Annotated in this window: 18 protein-coding genes and 2 tRNA genes; 3 read left to right on the plus strand and 17 right to left on the minus strand. The window is 46.5% G+C overall.

The window, feature by feature from the left end:
- Positions 1 to 230: 230 nt before the first annotated feature.
- Entirely contained in the window at positions 231 to 1,004 is a 774-nt protein-coding gene (locus MP213Fo_RS13820; RefSeq protein ID WP_421089541.1) for an NAD kinase, read from the minus strand.
- Positions 1,005 to 1,144: 140 nt separating this feature from the next.
- Here MP213Fo_RS13820 and MP213Fo_RS13825 point away from each other — a divergent pair.
- A tRNA-Thr gene (locus MP213Fo_RS13825) sits at positions 1,145 to 1,220 on the plus strand.
- Positions 1,221 to 2,682: 1,462 nt separating this feature from the next.
- Here MP213Fo_RS13825 and MP213Fo_RS13830 read toward each other — a convergent pair.
- From MP213Fo_RS13830 to MP213Fo_RS13880, 11 genes are all read right to left on the minus strand, one after another.
- Positions 2,683 to 2,943 carry a hypothetical protein gene (locus MP213Fo_RS13830; RefSeq protein WP_421089542.1) on the minus strand — a complete coding sequence of 87 codons (261 nt, stop codon included), beginning with the start codon at positions 2,941 to 2,943 and terminating at the stop codon, positions 2,683 to 2,685.
- A gap of 451 nt (positions 2,944 to 3,394) precedes the next feature.
- Positions 3,395 to 4,231: a phosphodiesterase gene (locus MP213Fo_RS13835; RefSeq protein ID WP_421089543.1), complete on the minus strand. Its 837-nt coding sequence runs from the start codon at positions 4,229 to 4,231 to the stop codon at positions 3,395 to 3,397.
- A gap of 32 nt (positions 4,232 to 4,263) precedes the next feature.
- Positions 4,264 to 5,562: an ABC transporter substrate-binding protein gene (locus MP213Fo_RS13840; protein WP_421089544.1), complete on the minus strand. Its 1,299-nt coding sequence runs from the start codon at positions 5,560 to 5,562 to the stop codon at positions 4,264 to 4,266.
- 43 nt (positions 5,563 to 5,605) lie between these two features.
- Positions 5,606 to 6,427 (minus strand): carbohydrate ABC transporter permease, encoded by an 822-nt coding sequence (locus MP213Fo_RS13845; RefSeq protein WP_421089545.1) that lies wholly within the window; start codon positions 6,425 to 6,427, stop codon positions 5,606 to 5,608.
- The gene (locus tag MP213Fo_RS13850; protein ID WP_421089546.1) at positions 6,427 to 7,353 is read right to left on the minus strand and encodes a carbohydrate ABC transporter permease; all 927 of its coding nucleotides are present in this window, start codon (positions 7,351 to 7,353) and stop codon (positions 6,427 to 6,429) included. Before MP213Fo_RS13850 ends, MP213Fo_RS13845 begins: the two co-directional genes overlap by 1 nt.
- Positions 7,350 to 8,549 (minus strand): ABC transporter ATP-binding protein, encoded by a 1,200-nt coding sequence (locus tag MP213Fo_RS13855; RefSeq protein WP_421089547.1) that lies wholly within the window; start codon positions 8,547 to 8,549, stop codon positions 7,350 to 7,352. The genes MP213Fo_RS13850 and MP213Fo_RS13855 overlap by 4 nt, the downstream gene beginning before the upstream one ends.
- 172 nt (positions 8,550 to 8,721) lie before the next feature.
- Complete coding sequence (gene argE, locus MP213Fo_RS13860) at positions 8,722 to 9,873, minus strand: acetylornithine deacetylase (protein WP_421089548.1); 1,152 nt, start codon at positions 9,871 to 9,873, stop codon at positions 8,722 to 8,724.
- A gap of 31 nt (positions 9,874 to 9,904) precedes the next feature.
- Positions 9,905 to 10,651, minus strand: coding sequence for an amino acid ABC transporter ATP-binding protein (locus MP213Fo_RS13865; RefSeq protein WP_421091158.1), 747 nt, complete (start codon positions 10,649 to 10,651; stop codon positions 9,905 to 9,907).
- A gap of 62 nt (positions 10,652 to 10,713) precedes the next feature.
- Positions 10,714 to 11,373 carry an amino acid ABC transporter permease gene (locus MP213Fo_RS13870; protein WP_421091159.1) on the minus strand — a complete coding sequence of 220 codons (660 nt, stop codon included), beginning with the start codon at positions 11,371 to 11,373 and terminating at the stop codon, positions 10,714 to 10,716.
- 10 nt (positions 11,374 to 11,383) lie between these two features.
- Positions 11,384 to 12,031 carry an amino acid ABC transporter permease gene (locus tag MP213Fo_RS13875; RefSeq protein WP_421089549.1) on the minus strand — a complete coding sequence of 216 codons (648 nt, stop codon included), beginning with the start codon at positions 12,029 to 12,031 and terminating at the stop codon, positions 11,384 to 11,386.
- 177 nt (positions 12,032 to 12,208) lie between these two features.
- The gene (locus MP213Fo_RS13880; RefSeq protein WP_421091160.1) at positions 12,209 to 13,012 is read right to left on the minus strand and encodes an ABC transporter substrate-binding protein; all 804 of its coding nucleotides are present in this window, start codon (positions 13,010 to 13,012) and stop codon (positions 12,209 to 12,211) included.
- 491 nt (positions 13,013 to 13,503) lie between these two features.
- Here MP213Fo_RS13880 and MP213Fo_RS13885 point away from each other — a divergent pair, with 491 nt between their 5' ends.
- Both MP213Fo_RS13885 and MP213Fo_RS13890 read left to right on the plus strand, forming a co-directional pair.
- Positions 13,504 to 14,409 (plus strand): polysaccharide deacetylase family protein, encoded by a 906-nt coding sequence (locus tag MP213Fo_RS13885; protein ID WP_421089550.1) that lies wholly within the window; start codon positions 13,504 to 13,506, stop codon positions 14,407 to 14,409.
- A 96-nt stretch (positions 14,410 to 14,505) separates the two neighbouring features.
- Positions 14,506 to 15,354 (plus strand): transporter substrate-binding domain-containing protein, encoded by an 849-nt coding sequence (locus MP213Fo_RS13890; RefSeq protein WP_421089551.1) that lies wholly within the window; start codon positions 14,506 to 14,508, stop codon positions 15,352 to 15,354.
- A gap of 143 nt (positions 15,355 to 15,497) precedes the next feature.
- Here MP213Fo_RS13890 and MP213Fo_RS13895 read toward each other — a convergent pair whose 3' ends face one another.
- The 5 genes from MP213Fo_RS13895 to MP213Fo_RS13915 all read right to left on the minus strand — a co-directional run bounded on the left by MP213Fo_RS13895 (position 15,498) and on the right by MP213Fo_RS13915 (position 22,492).
- A complete protein-coding gene (locus MP213Fo_RS13895; protein ID WP_421091161.1) occupies positions 15,498 to 16,517 on the minus strand; it encodes a linear amide C-N hydrolase in 1,020 nt (339 codons plus the stop codon).
- 225 nt (positions 16,518 to 16,742) lie between these two features.
- Positions 16,743 to 18,383: an amidohydrolase family protein gene (locus MP213Fo_RS13900; protein WP_421089552.1), complete on the minus strand. Its 1,641-nt coding sequence runs from the start codon at positions 18,381 to 18,383 to the stop codon at positions 16,743 to 16,745.
- Positions 18,384 to 18,720: 337 nt separating this feature from the next.
- Entirely contained in the window at positions 18,721 to 19,950 is a 1,230-nt protein-coding gene (gene pepT, locus MP213Fo_RS13905; RefSeq protein ID WP_421089553.1) for a peptidase T, read from the minus strand.
- A gap of 421 nt (positions 19,951 to 20,371) precedes the next feature.
- Positions 20,372 to 21,970, minus strand: coding sequence for an ABC transporter substrate-binding protein (locus tag MP213Fo_RS13910; RefSeq protein ID WP_421089554.1), 1,599 nt, complete (start codon positions 21,968 to 21,970; stop codon positions 20,372 to 20,374).
- 446 nt (positions 21,971 to 22,416) lie between these two features.
- A tRNA-Lys gene (locus MP213Fo_RS13915) sits at positions 22,417 to 22,492 on the minus strand.
- Positions 22,493 to 23,162 lie beyond the last annotated feature (670 nt).

The raw sequence follows: 23,162 nt of genomic DNA on the forward strand, positions 1-23,162 counted from the left end.
AAGCGCTTATGTTTGCGCATTGCGTTTTAATTAATAAAGGCGTTACGGGGAATATGCCAAAAAGTCAACAAAAATGCCATTTTTGCTTATATGAGTTATGAATTAGTTGCGCTTACAGCAGATGATCTCTGGCTGCATTACTATTGTGCGCCCAAAAGCCGTACATCATTGCTCTGGGTGCAGGCTGTTGCCGTATTTTAGACCCGATATTTGCTGATTTTCAGGCTCTGTCAGTAGCGGAATTGCTCGTTGAGAATGCGTTCATCCCATGTGTGCTCTTCATCAAACAATAATGTCACGCTGTTTTGCGTGTCTTCCTGCACGGTAACAGATGTTACGGACTTAACCTCTGTATGGTCGGCAACAGCGTTTACAGGGCGTTTGTCGACTTCAAGAATATCCATCCGCACCGTTACGGATTTAGGGAGTAGTGCACCACGCCAGCGGCGCGGGCGGAACGGGCTGACAGGGGTGAGAGCAAGCAGCGGGGAATCGAGTGGCAGGATCGGGCCTTGCGCAGAAAGATTATAGGCGGTCGAGCCTGCGGGGGTTGCCACCATAAGGCCGTCGCAGATCAGCTCCTCGAGCCGCACTTTGCCATCAACGCTGATGCGGATCTTGGCGGCCTGATATGATTGGCGCAAAATCGACACTTCATTGATTGCAAGCGCTTTTACAGTGCCGCTCTCTCGGGATTCTGCAATCATTTCAAGCGGGCGAATAGTTTCGGCATGGGCAGCGCTAACACGGGCGGGCAGATTGTCTTCATGGTATTCATTCATAAGAAAGCCAACCGAGCCACGGTTCATGCCGTAAATCGGACGGCTTTGATTCATGTGGTCATGCAATGCTTGCAGCATCACACCATCGCCACCCAGGACAATCAGGGCATCTGCATGCTCGGCAGCTGTTTCACCATAGCGCTTACGCAGTGATTCTGCTGCTGATTCCGATTCTTCGGTACCAGAGGTGATATAAAAGAAATTTTTATAAGGTTTTATCATCGCGTTCTGCTGAAAGTTGCCTGATTGCATGCCGATTTGTAGCCTAATTGTGGACTAAAGGCAAAAGATCGTTATTTTTATCGGGGTTAGCGTATTTTTCGTTTTACAAACGCAAAGATTATGCTATCTCACCGTCAAGTGCCCTTATAGCTCAGTTGGTAGAGCACCTGATTTGTAATCAGGGGGTCGGGAGTTCGAGTCTCTCTGGGGGCACCATCGCTTTCCAACGCACTGTTATTGTTGATTATTTCAACATTTAACCCGCACCGTAAATTATGGTGCGGGCGTTTTATTAGCAGTTTGCTGTTTCATTTGTTTCAACCGCTCTATCCCTAAAGCCATGCTATGTGCTGTGATGGAATAGAACTGCATTAAGCGATATTTCGCTCTTCAAACGCTTGTTTGAGTGAATAAGCGGAGCGTGTTCTGCAACGACATTGGCTGCAGTGTTCTAACCCCATAAATGCTTTTTTCGATTTCAGTTTTTTATATTTATCTCTGTGCTTGTTTTGTGGCGTATAGAGAAAATCCCATTCATATGATGCTACTTCTTCAGCACATATAATATCAGGCTTCCTGAACCAGGCTGGGAGAATTGATCTCACAATTAGACTTGGTTTCGTGCCAATAGGTCGTTTTGCAAAAAGCAATAAATCATCCACCTACCATTCAGAAAAGTCAGCACAACAATTGTACCGGTAATCTGGAGTGGGAAGCGTTCAGGTTGGCTCGCAGCATTTGCTCTGGATTTTAATGTTGGTGCATTGTCATGCCTATCAACTTGATAGTTAAATACTCCAGTAATTTAATCGTCTGGCAGATTAGAAATGTTCAACTGGAGCAGGGTGATTTGCTATCCACACTTCCATTTTCCTGTCTACACATGCTTTAAATCGAAAGATCTGCCCGGCACATTCTAGTTGAGCTTGAACTCTATAAGCCTCTTTCTGAAATTTATAATTATCCAGAATTGGCGGAGCGGAGTAGGAATTGTTAATCATTACAGTAGTCGATAAAAATACCATTATAAATTTTAGTATAGATTTCATTTTTTCTCCAAAATATATTATGAAATAATGTATTTTAGATCGATAACTTAGATTGAAGCAGAATGAAATCCCTACAATATGGGACTTAAATAGTAAGTGTTATTGAGTTTTGTAATTAATTATTGTCTATCAAGATTTTTAATGGAGGTTTTAATGCCGATAGAGCATTTCATTACAAAGTTTGAGCAATTTGACGTTTTTAATAATGCGGCAAAATAAATAGAGAGTAATCGCAGTGTTATATACGCCGAAACTAATCTTCAGATTCTGTTCGGCGCTCACCATAAAAGAGCGCAATACCCACATTTATTGCAATTAGTACGATAATCGATATCCAGAAGCCCAACATCTCAGCCACCTGTTGTTAAGAGGCTATGATGCCAATGATGGTGGTCGGGCTAAAGATTTAATATTCTCTTTTTGAGTGCGGTTTTAAAAGTTTGTTTTTTGTGCCGTCTTCATTTCTGACGAAATGGATTTCATAGATAGCTACACAGTCGCCGTTTGGCGCTTGGTGTTTCAGTCTATCATTAGAGTGTTTTCATTTTTCGGATCAAAAATTTATCTGTTTGTTTAAAACTAGTTTCGGACGAAGAGCCGGCAACCACTTTCCTGAAACATTTAATGAATCACTCTGCCGGAACGGGCGGCTTGCTATTTTGTTCGATAATATTGCCGTTGGCAGACATGTTTTCGTTTGTATTGATCATTGTGCCGTAAATTTCGAGCCCGAACCAGATGATTGCAGCCAGTATCAGGCTGATCATCAGCACATTACGCATTTGCGTGCCTTGACGGCCCTGGCGTGCATCTTGCGATGAAATATTTTGCACAGCCTTATCTGCTGTTTTCTTTTCATTCAATTGTTTTTCATAAGAAAAATGTGCCATCAGCGTTTTCCTCCCAGATCTAGAGCGGGTAACGTTCAGGTTGGATCGCAGCGCTCGCTATAGATTTTAGAATTTCGCATTGTCATATCTATCAAGTTGATTCAACTTGATTGTGAAATGCTCTAGGCAGATAACAGCTCAGGAGCGTCCAAAGTAGAAGACTAAAAACACTAAAATAAATGGAACGCCAAACCACCACAAAGCTATATCTGAAAACATATGTTCCTCCACTCTAACTAAGCAACGCATTGCACATGCAGACAGTTCCGGTGTTTTTCGGATATTTGTCTGAGGCTCAGAGTTACTTAGCGTAAATTACTTGAGAGGAAAATCAAATTTGATTTAAATTTATGCGGAATATTGAGTTTGATGAGCTGCAGAACAGATTACGCCGCCTGATAAGGCGGCGTAATCTGTTACGATACTTTTTTGCAACCATTGTAATTACAAATCAGGGGCCAATGCAGACCTGTGCTCTTACTATCGGAGTTTCACCGACCTCGGCACTGTATGCCCGCAAACCCTGCTCATTGAGATCAATCACGCGATAACAAGGATTACCGCCGGTCCACCACGGATTTGGTGTTTTAATATCTGTAATGAAGCGATGAGAACAGGCCTGACCGGAGCTATATGAAATTCCACCGGCACTGATACCTGTGAGCGGTACATGAATATGGCCGAAAATAATATGCCTGACACCAGCCGGATGGGCGTGGAGACGCTGCATAATTGCGCCGTCATCATGCATGCCGATATGTTCAAAATGCGCCAGTCCGCTATCGAATGGCGGGTGGTGAATGAAAATAGTAACCGGCAATTCTCCAGCACTGGCCAGAGCTTCATCCAGCCAGTTTAACCGCTCAGCATCATAAATACCGCCAATCACCTCAGCTTGATGGCTATCCAGAAACAGCAGACGCCCAAATTGCGTATCGATGAAAGACTGGACATAGCCGTTCTGATCCTGCGGCTGATCAGGAAAGGCTGCGACAAATTCTGGTCTGCGGTCGTGATTGCCCAGCAATAGTCGCGTTTCAAAAGGCACTGGCGCCAGAATATCACGCAGTAAATTATATGCCTCAGGGTCGCCGTCATTGCATAAATCGCCGGTGATCACCAATAGATCAGTGTCAGCGTGCCTGGTAATAATATCAGTAATAGCGGCACGCAATTGTACTTCAGGATCAACGCCGTTGACGACCACGCCGGGTGGCATCAGATGGGTATCGGTGAGCTGAATTATTTTCATCATTAAACTTTCTGCAACAGCAAAAGGCGAAGACATATAGCAATTATCTCCGCCTTCAGCCTGTCTGCTTATTTCATCAATGCGTTTGTCTGCTCAACGATTTGCTTGAGGCCCTCTTCAGGTGAAATTTCACCACGCATCACTGTGCCGATAATATCGCGCTGGGTGCGCCAGATACGCACAGAATCACCACCGGGATAACCGGCCCAAGGCAAAGAGCGGTCTGCCTGCAGTGAAGCTGTTTTCACATTCGGATGCTCGGCATAATAGGGCGCCAGATAATCCGGCCCTGTTGCAAGTTTGTTTGTTGGCAAATAACCGGTGATACGCACGATAATATTCTGTGCTTCAGGCCCTGTTACCCATTTCAGGTATTTCCATGCCGCCTGCTGTTTTTTCTCGTCCTGCGTCAGGATAACTGCGGAGTTGCCGCCTGTCGGTACGCCGCCTTCTTCAGCATTATCAAGCGGGAATGTTGCAGTTTTGAGCTGGAAACGATCGCCCACAAGGCCTTCAACGGTTTGCACATGCGCCGGTGTCGAGAAAATGAACCCCGTAAGACCTGCACCGAATTGCTGGCGTGACTGATCCCAGTCGAGAAGGCTCTGGCCACCCTCAGTTACGAACTGACGTGTGAGCTTCATTGCGTTCAGGCCGATTTCGTTGTCGAAGGCAACTTTTTTGGTTGCTTCATCAACCAGCTTGCCACCCTGCTGAAAAATCAGCGACTGCCACAACCAGTCATCCGGCCAGCCATTAATATCATATCCCATGCCTGCAATTTTAGGATCAAGCGCATGGATTTTCTTGGCAAGCTCGATCAGTTCGGGAAAGGTTTTCGGCATATTGTCCGGATCGCCGCCGGCTTTTGTCACGAGATCGGAGTTGATATAAATGATTGGCGAGGATGCATTGACGGGGAGGCCATATTGCTTGCCATCGACCTGACCAAGTGCAACCATTTTAGGGCTGTAGTTTTTATCCAGAAAGCTCTGGCCACCCTCAGCTTCGATGAATTTGCTCAGATCGGTGATCTGCTTGCGTGGCAGCAAAGTATGCACCAGCTCGGCAGTCAGATTATAGCCGGAGAAATAAACATCCGGCAGATTGCCGGTGACTGCGGCACGCAATACTTGCTGTTGGCCTTCATTATAACCGGTCGCTGGTGCGAGAAAGTTAATCTTCACATCCGGATTGTTTTTCATGAATTCATCAGCAATCGGCTGATGAAACTTTGTAAAGCCCGGCAGATTGTAAAGAATGTCGAGCGTGACCTCGGTGGATTGTGCGAGAGTGGGCTGGCTGAGGCCGGTCAAAGACAGGCTAGCTAATAAGCCGCTTAAGACGACGGATCGGCTGATATTCATAAGGATCTCCAGAACAACTTTGGGTGTAGAGCGGAAGGCAGGATCATTTGACACCTGTCATAGTGATGCCTGCGATGAAGTGCCTGCGGGCGAGGAGAAAACAAATCACCATCGGTGCAGTAATGATTGTGGCGCCGGCCATCAGTGCGCCGTAATTGGCACCCGATTCAATGTCAGAAAAGAACAGCATACCGAGCGGCGGCGGTGCCAGATTTGTGTCTGTCACGACAATCATCGGCCAATACAGATCGTTCCAATGGGCGACGAGAGAGAAGACAGAAAATGCGGCAAGGGAAGGTAAGGAACCGCGTAACACCAGCCCCCAGCAGATTTCCATTTCAGAAAAACCGTCCATTCTTGCAGCTTCAATGATTTCTTCCGGATAGCTGCGGAATGATTGGTGGAACAGAAAGATAGCGAAAACCGACAGAAAAAACGGTGCCATCATCGCGAAATAGGTATTGAGAAGCTGTGCTTTCGCCAGCCCGACAAATAATGGCAGTGCCAGTGCTTGAATCGGCACGCACAGGGCGGCAATCACCAGAGCCAATAATAGTTTACGTCCGGGAAAACGTAGTTTTGCCAGTGCATAAGCGGCGGGTACAGCTGTCAGCACCTGAACAAACAAGATACCAAGACACACAATTACGCCATTGAGCATGAAACGTGCCATCGGTACCTGACCGATCGCGCGAGAGTAGTTTTCTACAGCTTCAAGCTTCTGCGGAATTGGCCAGAGTGAGATGTTGAAAACCTCTGCGGCCGAGCGGATTGATGTGAGCACCATCCAGTAAAACGGCAGCAGCATAATAAAAGCGCCAAGACCGAGAACAAGGTGCGGCAGATATTTACGCAGAACGGGCATCAATAATGTACTTTCTTTTCAAGGTGCAGGGTCTGGCCGATGGAAAGCACCAGAACAATGGCAAGAAAGATCAGGGTCAACGCTGCTGCATAGCCGGTGTTGGAATATTCAAACCCTTCAAGATAGAGATCAAACAGCAGTGTTTCCGAGCCAAAGCGCCCCTTTGTCAGCACTGCAACAGTCTCGAATACTTTGAAGGCTGAAATTGATGTGGTAACCACCACAAACATTGTTGTGGGGCCGAGCATCGGCCATGTAACAGTCAGAAACCGGTCGATCGGGCTTTTTGCGCCGTCCAGACGAGCGGCCTCATGCAGATCTTTTGAGATTGCGGTAAGTCCTGCCAGAAACAGGATCATGTTGAAGCCGAGAACCTGCCACACACCCATCAATGCCATTGTCGGGATGAGGAGCGCAGGGTTGGACAGAAAAGCGACGGGCTCGAAGCCGAACCATTTGATCACTGCATTGACCGGACCGAGCGAGGGATGCAGCAGAAATTGCCAGACGGTTGCCATAGCAACGAGTGTTGCGGTGACCGGCAGAAAATAAGCGACTTCCCAGAAGCCGCGGCTGCGTTTGCGGTTATAAACCAGCAGCGCGATGCCCAGTGCCAGAAATACACCTGAAGGAATAACGATCAGCGCATAAATAACCGTGTTTTTCAGCGCTCGCATAAAAACAGGATCCTTAAAGGCGTTGATAAAATTTTCAAAGCCTATGAAGTTTGTTGATAGCGCGCCAAGCCTGTAATCTGTTACCGAAAAGCCGACCAAAGTGATCATCGGAATAATGTAAATTGCTAACAATAACAGGACGGCAGGTGCTGAAAACAGCAGTCCGCGGCGGATCATCCGCTTTTCAGTCTTGGAGCGGTGAGGGCGCGCTTTGCCGGTTTCAGCCGCAGGCGTACCGATGACAGTCATGCCACCACCTTTTCGCGCATAATCACGTCACGGCGCAGCCCGTCATCACCGAAAAGATGGGCGCGCTCTGGGGTAAAGCCCAGATGCAGCACATCATCAGCATCTGCATGCAATGTTTCATCGGTGCGCTGGCGCAAGGTCATTTCAATATTGTTATCATTGAGGAGGCGGCAGGTTACATAGCGGTCTGAACCATGGGTTTCCGTGCGCTCGATACGCGCTGCCAGGCCCTGTACTGCCAAACTTTGCGTTGCTAAGCCCTGTGCTGAAAAGTTTTGTGTCACGGGTCTGAGGTCTTCCGAGCGCAGACCAAGCGTGGCGCGTCCGGCTTTACCGGCAGCAGTATTGAGACCGAGTTTCTGGCTGATGAAAGTGACAGTCCCCTGACTGTCGATCTCAACCGGCAGCAGGTTGATGGAAGGGGTTCCGATGAAGCGCGCGACCGTCAGCGTAGCGGGGCGGCTATATAATTCATCAGGGGTGCCAAGCTGTTCGATCTGCCCGTCCGACATCAAGGCGATCCGGTCAGACATTGTCATTGCTTCGATCTGGTCGTGGGTCACATAAATGAAGGTCGCACCCAGCCGGCGATGCAGGCCGGCCAGTTCACCGCGCATATGGGCACGCAATTTGGCATCCAGATTGGATAGGGGTTCATCCATCAAAAATGCTTCGGGCGAACGCACCAAAGCGCGCGCCAAAGCCACACGCTGGCGTTGGCCGCCGGAAAGCTGTGAGGGTTTTCGGTCAAGAAGATGGCCGATTTGCAATGTCTCAGCGGCATCTTCAACCGCAGTGTCGATTTCAGCAAGCGTACCGGCTGATGCAGTCATCCGCCCGATTACAGGCCCGATCACAGGCAAGCGGGCAGCCATGGTCAAACGGCGCATACGCAGCGGTGTGGCAATGTTTTGCCGTACTGTCATATGCGGATAAAGAGCATAGGACTGGAAGACCATAGCGAGGTTGCGATCACTCGGGTCAGTGTCTGTAACATCACGGTTACCGATTATGACGCTGCCGGTGTCCGGTGTTTCCAAGCCGGCGATGACACGTAATAATGTGGATTTTCCGCAACCTGACATGCCTACGAGCGAAATAAATTCTCCCGGGCGGATTGTAAGGTCTATGCCTTTGAGGACAGCATTGCCCCCGTAGCTTTTAGTGATGTTTGAGAGTTCAACTGCTTGAGGCAACCTGGCACCTTCCTATGTTTGGTGCCCCTCTCATATCGGCCATATTTAACAGCCCGACGACAGTTTTATGTAATTTAGATAACAGTCAAATAAATGAAAAAGCCTCGTTGAGATCAATGATACAGCGATCATAACGAGGCAAACGCAATGTATTAAATGATTTGAATAGTTTTTATTTTAACAGGTTAATTGCTTCTAATAAAAAGGCATTACACAGTTGCAGCTGATGCGTTTCAATATACTCTTCAGGCTGGTGCGCTTGGGCAATCTCACCGGGACCACATATTATTGCTGGAATGCCATTGGTCTGAAAAATGCCTGCCTCGGTGCCGTAAGGGACAGCATCTAAGGTGTCTTGTCCTAAAATATGTAAAATGTCTTTCTCAAATTCAGAGCTTATATTGGGCTGCAATGCCGGAACCTGAGCGATTATGTCATAAATAATATCACAAGCAGGATCTGTCTGCTTCATATTTTCAAGTTGAGAATCTGCATATGCTTTAATATCGGCTAAATATGTTTGCGGATTATAGCCCGGAATAATTCGCATTTCGAAGAAAAAGCTACATTTTTCTGCAACAATATTACCGGCTGTGCCACCATGAACCTGATTGACTTGTATTGTACTATAAGGTGGATCCAACTCTGCAAAATAAGGTCCCTTGCGCAGATTGCTCCTTAATTTTTCTATATAGTTTATAATTTTTGCAGCAATCATAACAGCATTTACATACCGATCGGGCTGTGAAGAATGACCGGGTTTACCATGCACATGAATCCAGCCAATCAAGCCACCTTTATGCGCGTTGACTGCTCTCATTAATGAAGGTTCGCCTATAATGGCAAATGCAGGCTTAATTGCTGACTTAGCCAGCCACTCGACCAATGAATGAACACCAAGGCAGCCCACTTCTTCGTCATATGAAAAAGCAAAATGCAGTGGTTTTTTTAGCTGTTTTGCGTCAACTTCAGGTAGTATTGCGAGGCAGCATGCAAGAAAGCCTTTCATATCCACTGCACCGCGACCAATAAGCCGGTTATTGATGTTTCTTAGTTGGTAAGGGTCTTCAAGCCACTTTTGATCATGCACAGGAACGACATCTGTATGCCCTGATAAAACCATGCCACCGGGCAAGTCAGGCCCGATGCTAATTAACAAGTTGGCCTTATCGCCTTTTGCATTATAGAACCTTTTTGTTTTGGCTCCATATCGCTCACAATACTCTTCTATGAAGTGTAATAAGTCCAGATTTGAGCTTTCACTTGTTGTGGGATAGGCGACTAAATTTTCTAAAATTTGAATAGTTTTTTCTATAGTAACCATAGCTTTGATATGCCCCTCAACAAATTGCAGCTCAATTATTCAAATATTTCTTCAGGAATGATTTCGTTCTATCCATTCTGGGGTTTTTAAGGATTTCATCCGGGCTGCCTTCTTCAACCACAACACCGCCATCCATGAAGATAATTCGATCAGCAACCTCTGCGGCAAATCTTACTTCATGTGTCACAATAAGCATCGTCATATGCTCCGTGGCGAGCTGTTTCATGACAGCATTAACCTCATCAACCAGTTCAGGGTCGAGTGCTGATGTTGCCTCATCGAAAAGCATAACTTTGGGCTTCATCGCCAACGCTCTTGCAATTGCTACACGCTGTTTTTGTCCACCCGAAAGGCGTGATGGGTAGACGTCTATCTTATCTTCCAAACCTACTTTTTTGAGAAGCTCTATTGCAAGGCTATGCGCTTCATCCGGTTTCACGCCCTTTAATTTAACGGGGCCGATCGTAATGTTTTCCTTCACTGTAAGATGAGGGAAAAGGTTGAAATGCTGAAATACCATGCCCATTTGCTGGCGAACTGAATTGATGTGCTTCTCAAAGCTTCCGCCTTTCAAAGGTTGGTTAACCTGAATGCCGTCGAGCCATACTTCGCCGCCATTGAGCTTTTCCAAGTGATTAATAGAACGCAGAAGGGTGCTTTTTCCGGAACCGCTTGGCCCTAAAATGGCAACAATTTGCCCGCGGTTAACAGACATGTTGATGCCTTTGAGGACTTCCAATGCCCCGAATGCCTTGCTGGCATTAATAACCTGAACCATTGGTTTTTGAGTCGTGTCTGTGGCTTGCATTGTATTCGTTTCTCGTAATTCATCATTCATATTCATCGCGAAGCCTCGACTCTGATTTCAAGGAATTTTAGTCCCAAAATTATCATTAGATTTAAAAGGTAATAAATGGCCGCGACCGCGATATAGAATTCAAACGGACTGTAAGTTTCACTGATTGCCAGCTGGGCTCCATGCACAAGCTCGGCAATGCCGATAACAGACACAAGCGATGTGTCTTTCAGCAGAAAGATCATATTGTTTCCCATAGCCGGCAAAGTGTTCCGGATGGCCTGTGGCAAAACAATGTAACGAATGGATTGATAGCGCCCGAAACCGATAGAGCGAGATCCCTCGACCTGACCAGGATCAATAGCAACAATACCTGCACGTAAAATATCGGCGTTGTAGACAGCAAAATGTAAACTGAGCCCGATTATGCCAGATCCGAGTGCAGGGATATCTATTCCGATTTGAACCAAACCATAATAAATCAGGAAAAGCTGCAGAAGTAGCGGCGTTCCCATAAACAGCCACATAAACCCCTCAACAGGGATTTTAATCAGTTTAGGAGCATATAGAACAATAAGTGCAAAACTAATGCCGAGCACAAAACTAAAAAAAGCTGAAGTAATGGCTAAGAGTAGTGTCCAGTATAATCCCGTTAACAAAATACTTTGATAGGGAGCTACAATGCTGAAGTCCAGATTTTCCATCATTAATACCTCAGTTAATAGCAAAACGTTTATCAAGCAAATTAACTAGAGCCTTAATCATGATAATAATAATTAAGTATAGAACTGCTGCGATGCTAAAGATTTCAAATGGTTTATAGGTCGAACCAATAAACCGTTGAGCGGTATATGTGATTTCAATGACAGAAATTGTCGAAACAAGTGCTGAGCCTTTTACAAGGGCGATTGCATTGACGCCCAGTGGCCTTATCATTAATCTTGCTGCCTGAGGCAGAACCACGAAAAGCATGGTTCGTGCGCGGCCAAACCCTATCGATCTGGCTGCTTCCCGCTGTCCTTTGTCTACGCTTACAATTGCGCCCCTAATAGACTCCGACATATATGAGCCAATGTTCAAGCCGAGACCAATAACTCCGGCGGTAAATGGAGTAAGATCAAGGCCAACTTGCGGGCCGCCAAAATACAGCAAAAAAAGCTGGACCAGTAGCGGGGTGCCTCTGAAAATACTCACATAAAATAATGCGAGCGCTTTGAGAATGTTGCTATTTGATAAGCGTGCACTCACCAGAATACTGGCAACACACAATCCAAGTACTAATGCCAGTGCTGACACTTGTACTGTCACCCACGCTGCCTCCATAAAATATGGAAAGACGCGTAGCATCAATGCTAAGTCCATAAATAGTCTCCGGGACGGGGTGGCTGACATGTTTGACGTAACAAGCAGCCACCAATGCAGTGAACCCGACCGGTTCGGATCGGATCCGATTGCATGCTTTCTCTATAATCCTGAATGGTCGTCCAAAGGCGTAACGGAGCCGCGACCATCAAGATGAGTAGCTCGACAGGAAATACTTTAGCGTATGTCGCTACCGATCCATTCCATGGAGATTTTTTCGTAAGTTCCGTCGCTCATCATTTCATCCAAAGCTGTCTGAATAGCCTGCTTCAGCTCAGGGTTATTTTTTCTCAACGGTATACCAACAGAAATACTTGCACCTTCAATGTCAGGTGTCTCGAGAGTTTTGATTTTTTGGCCGGTTTTTTTGGTTGCGACCATCACCGGAATACGATCCATAATGATGGCTTGAATGCGATTGTTGTTAAGCTCCATCAGCATTTCAGGTAATGCTTTATAGGTGCGTAAATCGAATGAACCTTGCCCGCGCGCCCACTTTTCATGCGTGTCACCAAGTATGACGCCAATTACTTTACCGTCGAGTTCATTCAATGATGTGATTGGGGAATCGTGTTTAACAACGATAGCTCGTCCGGCATGGTAGTAAGGGCCGGCAAAATCTACTGCCTTGGCGCGCTCGGGCGTGATGGCCGTGGAGGCAACAATTATATCGTATTTTCCTGCGCGTAAGCCTGCAATGATACCATCAAAAGGGGTGGTAACGATTTTGGCTTTGACTCCAAGTTTATCGGCGATTGCCTTGCCAATTGCGGCATCAAATCCAACAACTTCATTCGATTCATTGACAAAACTAAATGGTGGATATTGCCCTGTCATTGCCACAGACAATTCGCCAGCATCTTTAATTTTCTGCAGGTCGTCAGCTGCTACTCCGGTCACAGACAGGCAACCATATAAAATTGCTAATCCACTTAATTTGGTGATGTTTTTTGAAATGCTGCCGAGCATAGTTTTTCCCATTTTAATGTTATTAGCGTGCAGTTTTTTCTTTTTATTCTGCAGCACTATTTATACGCGCTTAGTAAGCCGTTTTTCTTAATACACCGCAATGTCTGGATGTTTATAAAAAACCTTCTACTTAAGCGAAGATGCCGGAGTTTAATTCCGATTGTTTTCTTTATATTTGTATCTGCTTTATTTAAAATCTGACTTTTTCTGATTATCAGAGAAAGTTTTTAATATAAAACAGATCTATATTAGCGGTCACTATGTCACCGGAAATTTAGTTTGTAAACATACACATATGCGTAATTTTATATAGATTTTAATCAGGAGAGTGATTGAGAATACGGCATGGTAACCTCAGGTTTAACAAGTGTGATTGTGAAACTGTCCAGGAGTGGATAATTTATTATATCAGTGGTACCTGACATGACTATATCCTATGAAGGATCATAATTATCCGTTCAAAATGGCGGTGGTGCTTTCGTGCCGCCAAATGGAGTTTTATTATGAGTTATGGTCCTGATGCGCCTGTTCCTACATGGACATGGTCAGAGGAAAAACTACAAAAAATCCTGAACAAAGCCCGTGCCGGTAAAACACTGCGTCCGGATAGCTGGCCCGAAAATGGTGCTTGTGCTGTGGCTCTGTCTTTTGACAGTGATCATGATACGTTTGAATTACGCGATGGCGGCAAGTCAATTTCAGCGCTTTCTCAGGGGCAGTATGGCGCACGCCAAGGTATACCGCGTATCCGCAAGATTTTAGAGAAATACAGCATCCCCGCCAGCTTTTATGTTCCGGCAGTTACCGCGATCCATTATCCGGAAGAGCAGAAAGCCCATATTGCCGAAGGCCATGAAGTGGCTCTGCATGGCTGGATACATGAGCGTAATACGCTGCTCGATTATGATACTGAACGTACGTTGATGCTGCGCTCTGCGGATAGGCTTGAAAAAATTACCGGCGTTCGTCCGGTTGGTATCCGCACGCCTTCGTGGGATTTCAGCGATAATACGCTGCGGATTTCGCAGGAAATGGGGCTGTTATATGATAGTTCCTTGATGGCAGATGTTGATTGTTACGAATTGCTGCTTGATGGCAAGCCGTGCAATGTTGTGGAGCTGCCGGTTGAGTGGATCCGCGATGATGCCGCCTATCTTGTGATGGATCGCTGGGGCGGTTTGCGCCCGCAAATTGCACCACATGACATTTTGCAGATTTTCATCCGTGAATTTGATGCGGCTTACGATGAGGGCGGCATTTTTCAGCTCACCATGCATCCGGATATTATTGGACACAGATCAAGAATCTGGATTCTGGATGAGCTTATCCAGCACATGAATGCACGCGGTAAAGTTTGGTTTGCCACGCATGCTGATATTGTACGTCATGTTAAAGCCAATGCTGTCTGACGTTTGATTTTACACATATTGCCTTGCCGGTTTGCCTGTTCTGAACGGTTTGCGAACAGGTGAAATTACGGGCATATAATAGAAAAAGGACTGACTATGTTAAAAGTAAAAACAGTTGCCGCTGTCTTGGCAATGATCACTGCAACACTCGCGGCTGGTGTGGCGCAGGCAGATGCTAAAGAATGGAAAACACTCAATGTTGGTGTTGAGGGCGCTTTCCCGCCATTCAACTCGACCAAAGCCGATGGCGAACTGGTTGGTCTCGATCTTGATGTGATGAAAGAGGCATGTAAGCGCGCGCAGTTGGAGTGTAAAATTTCTGCACAGGATTGGGATAGCCTGACGCCGTCATTGGTGGCTGGTAAGTTTGACGTGATGCTGACGGCTGGCCCGACTGAAGAGCGCAGAAAAGTCATTGATTTCACCAATCCCTATGTGATTACGCCAAATACATTCCTCGTTGCTGCCGACAGCCCGCTGGTGAACCTGCCAAACACCGGAAAAAGCTTTTCGGTTGATACCGAAGAGGGCAAACAAGCCATTGCTGAGTTGAAGACTGCCTTGAAAGGCAAGGTGCTTGGGGCTGCGCTTTCAACAAGCCAGCTTAAATTTGCAGAAGAAGAATTTGGTAGTGATAGCGACGTACGCACCTATAAATCTGCGGAGCAAAGCCTGCTTGATTTGACGAGCGGCAGAATTGATGCCCAGTTTGATAATCTGATTTTTGCGACTGACAGAGCCAAAGCAAGCGGCGGGCGACTGCAGCCGAGCGGTCCGTTTTTTGTGGGCGGCATCATGGCTACCAATACCACTTTTGGAATCCGTAAAGACGAGCCTGAGCTGAAAGCTATATTGAATGACGCTTTGGCTTCAATGCAGGCTGACGGCACTTTGTCTAAGCTGTCAGAAAAGTGGTTTTTAATGGATCTCAGCCCGAAGCAGTAATCGTTTAGGTGGCTGGTAATTTGCGGTGGCATACCGGCCATAATTTTAAATTTAAATACAGACTTAATCGCAGTTGTATTAACTACAGAGTTCAGCCCCGTTTCCTGAAGGATACGGGGCTGATTTTTTAGCAGAGGATCACTTTAAAGGCCCAAAAATTTGAAAGGCTCAGTTTCTTTGAACTGATCATTGACCATGCCGGAATAAATATTGCTCTGATTAACGCCGAGGTCGAGCTTCTGCACTTTTCCGGTTTTCTCTGAGAAATCCATCTTTTTGAGATCAACCCAGAATACATTTGGCGTTAAAACCGATTCGAAGAAATACAGACCACGCTTGTGGTCTGAGACCGTGCGCCAGCGGGTAGAAGAAATATTCGGCTGATCTGGAGTGGATATACCAAATGGCACCGATGCGTTACGAATAACACTGAAAGCGCTGGCCAATGTCTCTTCCGCATCGTCTGTTTTCGGGATTGCATTGACATAGAAAGATGCACGCGCAAAGCGATCTGCGGCGCGGTTGGTGCCAGGCAACATCACAGTGCCACCGATTTGCTGCCAGTAAGAGTTCAGTGCCAATTGCTGTTCAAAGGCCGGAGAGTTGGTCATGACCTGATAATCACGGCTGTGATGGATAACCTGTTTGCCGTCAATATATTCAATAATGGCGCTGTCACCGCTTGAATCGGACAGTGAAAGATGCAGTGTGGCAAGGCGGTCTTCACCCGGTACGTCACTGGTAACAATGGTAAATGGTTCTTTTGCCAGCGTATCGACGGCTTCCTGAACGGTACCAAAATTGTCGAGAACATATTGCGCCCATGCTGCGATGGACAGACCGGGCGCTGTGCCGTCATATTTCGGGTAGGACGATTCGACCAGCCATAGCACATTGGTAACTAGGCCAGCCTCATTCATGCCGTCTGTCGTTGAGATGTCATAACCAGAGGCAATAACGCTGCCAAATTTTGATGTCCATTGAACCGAGTTTGGACCGACTTCACCGGAGCGTTCCATGCCACGCGGGAAAACCCAAATATTGGTGCCAACATCGGTTTTCCAGTCCATTGAGCGACCGGTAATAATCTGATCTGCACCACCGTGATAGACAAAGCGGGTGCAGGCTTCAGCAGTAGTAGATGCTAATAAGCTCGCTGACATAAGAAGAGTTGTGAAGGTTGCTGTTACTGATCGCTTAATAGAAATCATGGCCGGCCTCTCTTAAATATTTACCTGGACTATGTGTTTGGTGAGTTGATTATATGTTTAGACATAAAAATTCTTAAATGTAAGCTTATCTTTGTTGCGACAAATTTGTTTGCTCCTCCGAAACATTTCGGAGGAGCTGATGTTGTGAAAAGCGATCAATGCTTTTCAGCGCCGGATTTAATTGGGCTGTGCTGGTTTAGCCTCATTCTCGGCTGCTTTTTTTGCTTCGACCATAAGGGCGATATCATTGAGCAGTTTCTTTGAATCAAAGACGATGCCGTCCTTAATCGTCCATTTTACTCCGCCGATAATTTCAGGCTTATTGGTTTCCGGGTTCAATCTTTCATGACCCGTACCATAGAGCGTTTTGAAATTGGCGAGCGGGTTTTCCGGCATGATCGCGATATCCGCCAGCATGCCTTTGCGGATAATGCCGAATTGCGGTGCCTCTTTTTTTGGTTCCATCAAGGTACGCGCGCCATTAATGGTTGCTGATTGAATGACCTCTAAAGGTGAGAAGCCTGCTTCCTGCAGCAGTTCAAGCTCTTCAATATAGCCAAAGCCATAGAGCTTATAGATGAAGCCTGAATCGGAGCCCGTTGTAACGCGGCCACCCATTTTCTTGTAATCATTTACCAGTTGCATATAGCGCTGATAGAAGTTGCGCCATTGCACTTCATCATGGGTAGTCCAGTCGTAGAAATACGAGCCGTGATTATCACGTGTAGATTGGAAAAACCGCCACAGGCTTGGCATGGTATATTTGTCATGCCAGTCAGCATTGCGTGCGCGCATTAAATCACGCGAGGCCGCGTAAATGGTGAATGTAGGATCAAAGACGATGCCCATCTTTTTCTGTTTTTCCAGATAGGCTTTCCATTCCGGACTGTCCGGCTCGTATATCTGGTTCCAGATATCGGCAACGCCGGCAAAACGGTCATATTCATTATTGTAATTATAATCTGCGGGGAAATTTTGAATTTTGTGGTCTTTTAACAGCGATTCAAAATGACCATAGAAATGCGTGACGGTACCAAGACCCATGGCCGCAGCAGATTCTGCATTGACCTCCAGTGCCAGGTTCTGGGAAAGATGCGCTACGGTGCCAAGATTATTTTTTTTGGCTTCATCAATTGCCGCCGCAATAATTTCAGGCGTTTCATCCCCGCGGTTAAAGAATTTTATACCGTCAATATTGTTTTGTGCTGCCCATTGCACCCATTCGCGTGCAAGTTCAGGCGTGGTGACGCGTCCATTATCCCATGCACTGCCCAGTGTTTGGTAATTGAATATTCGCGGTGCGGTGATTTCATTTTTTTCACTGCGCAACTTTTCGCTGGCGCCCATTTTGCCCCATGCCAACGCTACACCACGCACTGTGGTCACGCCATGTGCAAGCCAAAGCTTATACGGATATTCAAGCTCCGGCGCCTTGTCTGGTGAACCGCCATGGGTATGGGTATCTACAAAGCCTGGCGTTACAAACATGCCCGTTGCATCGATTTCATGATCGGCATCTGCGGGTTTGCGTTCTGCCTTTAAGGGGAGACCCGGCGTTCCTGCATTGAAGATGTCTGTAATGCGGTTGTTTTCGATGACAATGTCAACTGGTCCGCGTGGCGGGCCGCCTGTGCCGTCAATTAATGTAGCGCCACGGATAACCAGTTTTTTAAATGGTCCAACGCCGTCAGAAGGCGAGCGGTCCGGGGCTGCTATCATTTCTGCAGGCTGAGAATATGACAGGCTTGTTCCCAAAATCAGAGCGCCATAGGTGAGCGATAATAGCCCGGCAACACGGATTGCTTTAGCGATAATCATCTGTTCCCTCATTCTTATTATTTCGCCATTTTTTATCGGCATCTATAATAAAGACTGCTAAATCTGAGAGGTCAACAAAAAATACCTCAGTATCATCAATTGTTTAATGACGTTTTTTATTTATTAGGTAACGGATTTGTGTATAGACTGGAGAAGGTTTCAGTGCGTTACTGGTGAATGGCCTGAATATTATTTTATAATTTGAAAATTCTATTTTTGTTGTTTTTGTAATTATTGATAGACATGTAAATTTACTGCAGCCAAGCGAGCAGAAGCTGCCCGTATAAGCACATATATTGATGTGCATTAAACGGGCAGAGGCCTTAATCGGGGGTGTTCAGCTTTTAGCTGCGGCGCGTTTCAAAATCTCTATAACCATTTCCGAGGCTTTATTGAGCGAGCCGACTGGCAAAAACTCATAGATCGAGTGAAAATTATGAGCGCCGCAGAACAGGTTGGGGCAGGGCAATCCTTTTTCTGACAGTACTGCACCATCATAGCCGCCACGCATCGGAATAGCATAGGGTGAAACGCCGATGGCTTTCATTGCTTCCAGTGCGAGTTCTACCGGATAGAAATTTTCACCCTGCAAGCCCTGTGCCGCATTGCGATACATCGGGCGATATTCCACTGTAACCACACCCTCACCATGAAGCTGATTGAAGCTTGCGGCCAGTGTGTCGATAAAGTTGCGGCGGGTTTCAAATCCCGCTTCAGTGAAATCGCGAATATCGACAACGATTTTTGCCTCAGCAACGCTGCCCTGAACCGCTTTTACCCAGTAATAACCTTCACGCTTTTCGGTATATTCCGGACGCTCACCGGCAGGCAGCATGCCAATATACTGGTGGGCATAGAGGATGGCATTGCGCAATTTACCCTTGGCAGACATCGGATGTGCTGGTTGCCCGTGAAAAGTGATGTGATATTCGCCGGCATTCCAGTTTTCATAAACGATCTCACCCACAGCGCAGCAATCGAGCGTATAGGCAAAATCTGCATTGAGACTTGCTACATCCAGTGCTTTGGCACCCAGCAGGCCGATTTCCTCATCCGGAACAAACACGACTTTAATTTCGCCATGTTCGATCTCGGGGTTATCGTGCAGCACTTGCATCGCATGCATGATTTCAGCAATTGCAGATTTATTATCGGCGCCGAGCAGGCTTGTGCCGTCGGTTACAATAATCTGGTCGCCTTGATAGCGCTTCAGCTCCGGAAACTCTTCCAGCCGCATCACAATATTGAGGTCTTTGTTGAGTGTAATATCGCCGCCAGTATAGTCCACCACTTGTGCGCGCGTATCGGTATTATATTCGCTGCTGGTGTCCATATGGGCAACCCAGGCGATTGTCGGGGCTTTGCGGCCATCTTTAATGTTGGATGGCAATGTGCCGACCACAATCGAATGATCTCTGGTTTCAACCACAAGCCCCAGATCGCGCAATTCACCCGCCAGCAGGATTGAGAGCTCTGTCTGGCCGCTGCTTGATGGTAAATGCGCAGCATTGGGCACCGCAGTGGTATTAATACGCGTATAGTTCAGGAAGCGTTCAACAATATCCATCAGACTTCTTTCAGATCAGCTTATAAATATTCACGTGATGATTTTAGCAAAATGGCGCCTGAAGGGCGCCATTCAGTATGAGGTGAACTTTTGCTAGAGCGGTTTACGTTTAAATTGGATCATGTAATCCGCTCTAAGTTATTGTTTTTACGCATTATCGTGGCCGCCCAATGATTCCATTGGACTACGAAATGCTCTAGAGCATTTCACTATCAAGTTGATAGGCATGCCATGCGAAAAAGCTATTTTCTAGAGCGAGCGCTGCGCTCCAACCTGATCGTTACCGGCTCTATCTGACTGTTTAAACGCAGTTTCAGGAGAGCCTACTTAGATTTTTCCTGAAACTGCCCTCACTATTTGTTTGAACGCAGTTTCAGACGGAAACTGGTTCCCACTTTTCCTGAAACTGCTCGTGTGCATATTATTCTTCAATATCCACATCTTCAAACAGGTAGCCGCCGAACGGATCTACGCGGAAATCTTTAACCTTTGCGCTTACCGGCTGTTCCATCACCTGATGGGCGATTGTCAGCCATGGCGCCTGTTCCTTAAAGACAACCTGTGCCTGTTCGTAAAGCTTTGTACGCTCAGCCTGATCTGTGGTCAGTTTTGCAGCTTGAATCAGCTTTTCAAAATCTGCATTGCACCAATTTGCACGGTTACTGCTGCCAATCGCTTCACAACCGAGCAATGCGGCCAGAAAGTTATCAGGATCAGCCATACCGCCGGTCCAGCCAAGCATGACAGCGCCGTCATGATCTTTTTCCAGTGAGCGTTTCAGATAATCGCTCCAGTCATAAGAGACGATCTCAACTGTTACGCCGACTTTAGCCAGATCAGCCTGCATCAGCTCGGCTGTTCTGCGGGCATTGGGCATATATGGACGCTGCACCGGCATCGCCCAGATTTTCATCGACAGATCTTTAATACCGGCCTCTTCAAGCAGTTTGCGCGAGGCATCAACATCATAGGCGTCATCTTTGATGTCTTTGTTATAGCCCCAAACACCCGGAGGCATTGCGTTAACTGCGACCATGCCGGTTGAGCCGAACACCGCCTCAATAATTGCCGGCTTGTTAATCGCCATATTCAAAGCTTTACGCACGCGCACATCATCAAAAGGTGCCACGGCGGTATTATAGGCCATGAACGCAATGTTCAGACCCTCTTTGCGCTGCACTTCCAGCGATTTGTCCGCTTTCATTTCATCGATATCAGCAGGATTAGGATAAGCGATGATGTGGCATTCGCCTGCCTTCATCTTCTGATAACGCACTGCGGCATCAGGGGTGATGGCGAAAATCAGATTATCAATCTTCTGCTTGCCGCCCCAATAATCCGGATTTGCCTGATAGCGGATGGCGCTATTCGACTGATAGTCAACATATTGATAAGGGCCGGTGCCGATTGGCATCTGGCTAAGCTGATCGGTTTTGCCTTCAGCAACCAGCTTATCGGCATATTCCTTGGACTGGATAACCGCAAATGTCAGTGACAGCGAGGCAATCATGGTTGCTTCAGGGCGGTTCAGTACAAATTTGACGGTATGATCGTCAATCTTCTGGATTTCTTTAATCAGGCTCGGGAAAGAATAGGCGCCATATTGCGGCCATGTACCGTGACCGTAAAACGGATTTTCTTTATCACCCTGACGGGCAAAAGAGAAAATCACATCATCAGCATTAAACTCACGTGTTGGCGTGAAATAGCTGGTGGTCTGAAATTTTACGCCTTTGCGCAAATGGAATGTATATTCCTTACCGTCTTCCGAGATTTCCCAGCTTTCAGCGAGGCCGGGTTCCAGCTCAGTCGAGCCGCGCTTGATCTTGATCAATCCGTTGGAAACATTACGTGCCGATGCATCATAGGTGGCGCCGGATGTGGTGCTCGCCGCATCAAAATTATCCGGTGTTGCTTCCGAGCAATAGATCAGTGTTTTGGCAAATGCCAGAGAGGGCACCAAGCCGCCAACCAGCACTGCAAGTGCTGTGGCTGAGAGTGCCTTTTTATAAATATTCATTACGCGTTCCCCGAATTCCAACTGATAATTCGCCCATACAGATCATGCTTCGTGTGAGCAAAAATGATTCCGTGTCGTGAATAGTGGTACGATCACTGGTTTAGTGCCAATGAAATTTTTAGATAAAATGATAATAGAATTATCTCTGTTTATAAAGTGACGGGGAGTAAGGCTAAGGATTAAGCATGTGGGCGTGGCTCACAGCAGCTGCTTGTGCGCTGGGTGCTGTTTAAAACAGGAGTGCAATTACAAACGCATGTTGAATAAGCGGTAACTAGAGCATTTCACTATCTAGTTTCATCAACTTGATAGGTTTGACAATACGAAAAAGCTAAAATCTAGAGCGAGGGCTACGATACAACCTGAACGTTTTCCGCTCTAGAAGAAAGGCTGTTATTTATGTAAGTGATTTTGTTTTGCTTGAGAATTGCGCCCTATTAAGGGAGTGGTGAGCGCGCACGGGTTCGAACCGTGGACCTACTGATTAAAAGTCAGTTGCTCTACCGGCTGAGCTACGCGCTCTTGCAATTTCAGTGAGACCGTTTGGTCTTCGTCAGGAGCACTCGGTAATGCTCTGCAAGTGCGGCGATACATAGGGGTGGATATCGTGATCGTCAACACCCAAAATCATTGTTTTTCAAATGAATGGTCGTTTTTTGGGTTTTTCTGTGTTTTTTCCACATGGAGACGGGATTAATGCACGCATAAGCTGCTTATATGCGGATAGTTACCCTTATTGCGGGAGTAAATAAATGAAGTTTTTTCTCTGCCCATGGGAATCTGGACAAAAATGATTCCTCCAAGCCATTGTTTGTACATTTGATTCTCAAATTTTAAGTGATTTGCGCCATGGTGAGCGATATTTGCTGCTCAAATATTAGAGTGATTGGTTGTAAAGGTTCCTATCGCTTGATTTTCTGGCTATAAGGGCAGCAATCCTATGCGCAGCCGATGCGCTGGTAATCTGAAAGCGACATATATCAGTATGACAATGTCGGCCGCATCGCGTGCGCCGTATTGAAAGTGGCAAATGTCGTAGCCGGAGTGTTTTTATTTGAACGCAGTTTCGTGCGGATTATAGCGGAAAGAGAAATGAGCCCTGCGGGTTGATTTTAAGTCTTATGCGTTTCCACTTATTCTGAAACTGCTCTCGAGCATTGCACTATCAAGTTGGTAGGTATGACAATGCGAT

Origin of the sequence: Pseudochrobactrum mosebachae (genome assembly GCF_048914685.1) — a bacterium.
Lineage (GTDB): Bacteria > Pseudomonadota > Alphaproteobacteria > Rhizobiales > Rhizobiaceae > Pseudochrobactrum.